The sequence below is a fragment of the Endozoicomonas sp. ONNA2 genome, from assembly GCF_024606365.1.
In the GTDB taxonomy this organism is placed as follows: domain Bacteria; phylum Pseudomonadota; class Gammaproteobacteria; order Pseudomonadales; family Endozoicomonadaceae; genus Endozoicomonas.
Genome location: NZ_JAHHPO010000083.1, coordinates 1 through 4,100 on the forward strand (window position 1 = coordinate 1; position 4,100 = coordinate 4,100).

Annotated in this window: 2 protein-coding genes; both read left to right on the forward strand. The window is 45.2% G+C overall.

The features are described from left to right. Positions 1 to 1,221, forward strand: a 1,221-nt coding sequence (locus KDK14_RS01515; RefSeq protein ID WP_257263249.1) for a hypothetical protein, incomplete at its 5' end; no start/stop codon positions are given. Between the two features lie 18 nt (positions 1,222 to 1,239). Beyond that, positions 1,240 to 3,831 carry a hypothetical protein gene (locus KDK14_RS01520; RefSeq protein ID WP_257263250.1) on the forward strand — a complete coding sequence of 864 codons (2,592 nt, stop codon included), beginning with the start codon at positions 1,240 to 1,242 and terminating at the stop codon, positions 3,829 to 3,831. The last annotated feature ends 269 nt before the right edge of the window (positions 3,832 to 4,100 follow it).

The window sequence follows — 4,100 nt, forward strand, 5'->3', positions numbered from 1 at the left end:
AATATAAAAAATATCCCCTATCTGATCAGTGGGCTGACCCGTCTGGTTCAGAGTAGCCCGAAAATGCAACAAATACTGGGTGCCCCCTTAATCAAGGGTGGAAAGCTTTTGCGTCTGGCCCCGCTGCAATTACTGACATTTGTGCCGGATATCATCTCAGAAGCTAGCGTTCTGGAACTCAATAACAATTTGCAAAATTCCAGCACTGGCAGGCGGCAGCTCAAAGATGGCAAGGTTTTTCATCAGTGGCTGGTGACTCTTGAGCAGGCATTGGCCAGCGAGGTTATGAATAAAGCGATGGTATTGCCGATGCTGAAAAAGCTCTCCCAAAGTCTGACTTATGAAAAACTGGGTTTGCTACACATGCTATTCACCCTGGGAGACCGGTTTAATGAATTTCTATACTGCATTGGTTTCAGCGCTCAGCAGGAAGGATTACCATTGTTGATCGCTGAAAAAGGGACTGGCGCTTTAGTGGGAGAAAGTAAGGAGGTCTCGCAATGGCTATTAAAACAACGACATGGCCACCTCCTGCCATCCTACATGATAACCATGACAGAGCATGGGAATGAGGAAATCATAGACCTTATCCATGAGTTTATACACAGCAGCGCTAATAATACGTTTATTCAGGCCAGGCAGTCACCGCTGAACAATCCACATTTGCAGGTCGTTTACCAGCAATACCCCCAATTCAAAGCCGGTTGGAGAGCGAACTTCACCTCCTTCAGTGAGGAAACCAGAAACAAGCTGTTGTTTCCGGGGGAAACTCTGGAGCTGACAGAAGACCCCTGGGATCTTTTCATCAACGGACTTGAAATTAACACCTGTCAATCACCGGATGGGCCTCCGCATAATAACAAGGGGCTGATGAGCTATGTGATGGATGGCCGCAATGCCATGATTGTCAGAAAGAGCCAAAAAGGGAATATCCTCAGCAGGAGTGTTATTCGCATGGTGCTGGATCAGGATGATAGCCCTGCGTTATTTCTTGAGATGGGCTACCCCGACAAGAGAGATTTACAGTTCATTGATGCCGCACGGGAAATTGCTGGCCAAATGGCGCTCCCTCTTTACCACCGTGTGGTTTACCCGAAAGGTGAAAAAGTGAAACTGCTGGAAGGAAGAACACCTTTCGACTATTTTGACTCGTTAATGGGATTAAAAGAAAGACAGGAAGTTACATTTATTAACGTGCAACGTGATAACTGCCCAAAATAGTCATTTCGGGAAAGTAAAATGAATCCATATCAGTTAAACAATCTGACACCTGAGCAACTGCATTTAAGGATCATGGAGTCACCTGCTGGCTTTTCAGCAGAAGATGATTCTATTCAGTACCTTGGCAGGCAGATACAACTGATCGATGGCATTACCGCACTGTCAGGGCAAACCCTCAATACTGCTGGCAGTAAACAGCTATTAGAACGGCTGGTTGATCGTGATTCCGACATTCAGACAAAACTATCCGGTTCAACCGCTGAAGCGATAGAGATAACCGCCAGTCAGCTGTGGGATGAATTCGAATTTGGCGCAATAGACAGGTCGCCAACCAAAAAGGTGCAATATGCGGTTTTTCTCAAGTGCGTGAAACTTGCTCCTACGGATACAATAAAATTGTTAGCCAATACACATTTGTTAAGTAAGGCTGAAAAACTCGAGATTATCCTGGCGGCAGAACAAATACATCCAATATCAGAACGCTTTTGGAACAGTCTGGAGATTCCTTTATCCATCCGATTAGAGAAGGCAAAGAGCCTGTTTCAACGCCTGCCGGATATGCCTTCGCTGGCCGAAGAAGACAACGTAATTAGTGAAAAGTTGACAACACTGACCCCTGCTAATTCAGTCAAGGCCAGACGTCTGGAGATCCGGCAAATCCTTACCTCCCAAAACAACGAACTTGCCAGACATCTGTTGAGTGATGTTGACCATATAGAAAAAAAATTTATCCCGAAAGCTAAAAATTATGGCTCTGTGAATGATGACGATTTCATGTTACATACAACAAGATTGCTGTATCTATATGCTGCCTGTTCCGGTTTTTCCCGGGAGGCTGATATTGCTGAATTAACGTCATACATTCGATCCGTTCTGTATAGCGCTGAGCCAAAAAGCATCTGGCATATTGCCAAAGAGCTGGCTTATTTGTCGAAACAACCGGGAGCCATTGGTTATTGTCGTTATATTCATGCCGTGGCAAATATTTTGAAAGCACCTGCAGATGTTGCCTCACAGTTTGAAGATTTCAAACAACTCAGTGATATCGAAGGATTTGCCTTACTTGAAAGCAAACCGCTGGACAAGTATTTAACTGCACTCAGGGCAAACATTACTACAATGACTCCGGAATACTCACAGGAATTGCTCGATGCAGTTAACCAGCTAGAAGGCCAGGTTGCTGCTATATCACTACCTGAAGGCAAGCCCGAGATCAAAGCAAAATTTCATCGACTGTTGATGGTCATTGCCGCTTGCAAATCATCCGAACAAATAATGGATACGTCGGTATTGAAGCTTTTTGTCAGCATCATCATGGAACATGACAATAAAAACAATATTCCCTATCTGATCAGTGGGCTGGCCCGTCTGGTTCAGAGTAGCCCGAAAATGCAACAAATACTCGGTGATCCCGGAATCAAAGGCGGAAAGCTTTTGCGACTGGCCCCACTGCAATTGCTGGCATTTGTTCCGGATTTAATCTCAGAAGATGAGGTTCGGGAACTCAATCAATATCTGCAAGATTCCCTTGCCAACAGACGACAGATGAAAGATACCAAGGTTTTCCACCAGTGGCTGATCACTCTCGAGCTGGCATTATCCAGCGAGGTTATGGACAAGGCCATGGTCCTGCCGGTACTGAAAAAGCTCACCCAAAATCTGACTTATGACAAACTGGGTTTGCTGAAAATGCTATTTAAAACGGGCGACAGGTTTCATGAGTTTCTGTACCACACAGGCTTCAGCTGTCAGAAAGAAGGATTACCATTATTGATCGCTGAACAAGGCGCGAACGCTTTGGTGGGAAACAGTAAGGGATTCACGCAATGGCTATTTGAGCAACGTTATTACCATGTCCTGCCATCTTACATGGCATCAATGTCAGAGCTTGGGTATACAGAAATCACAGACCTTATGGATGAGTTTATAGAGAGCATTGCTAACGATACTTTTATCAAGACCCGGCAGTCACCACTGAATAATCCACACTTGCAGGCCATTTACCCGGAATATCCCCTATTCCGGGCTGGATGGCGGGCCAACTTCAGTCATTTCAGTGAGGCAACCAGAAACAAGCTGTTATCCTCCGGAGAAACCCTGGAGCTGACAGAAGATCCCTGGGACCTTTTTATCAATGGGCTTGAAGTATACTCCTGTCAATCACCGGCATTGAGTCCTTGTCCTGGTAACCTGGCGCTAATGAGCCTTGTGATGGATGGACGCAATGCCATGATTGTCAAAAAGAACCAAAAAGGGAATATCCTCAGCAGAAGTGTTATTCGCATGGTGTTGGATCAGGATAATCTCCCTGCATTATTTCTTGAGCTGGCCTATCCGCAATTTCTTCGCAATAAAAGTAATTTATTGTTCATTGATGCCGCACGGGACATTGCTCACCAGATGAAGCTACCTCTTTACCAACCCTTGAAATCTGGACAAGGTGAATCAGGTGAAGAAGTGAAACTTCTGAAAGGAAGGGCACCTTACGATTATTTTGACTCATTCGAAGGGTTCAGCAAGAGAGAGAATGTCAAGTTATCCTGTGTACATCGTGATCCTGAATCTGCGCGTTCCAAACACAGAAACCAAACTGAAGAATCGGCAACCTGAAGATTTGTACCACCAAAGCTGATAAAGCAATGGTTAGTTAATGGCTTTTTTGACAAACTCAACGAAATGGATGGCCGCGCCATCTGCTACATCCCTGCGAAAGAGAGAACAGATGCTCATTTCGAAGTTTCCTGTAAAACATATTCCATGGCAATGAATAAATACCCGCAGAATAAACCGGTCAGTGACAAACTGTTAACCATCGCAATCGAACGGTGTGGGTCAGGTGTGGGTCAGGTGTGGGTCAGGTGTGGGTCAGGTGTGGGTCA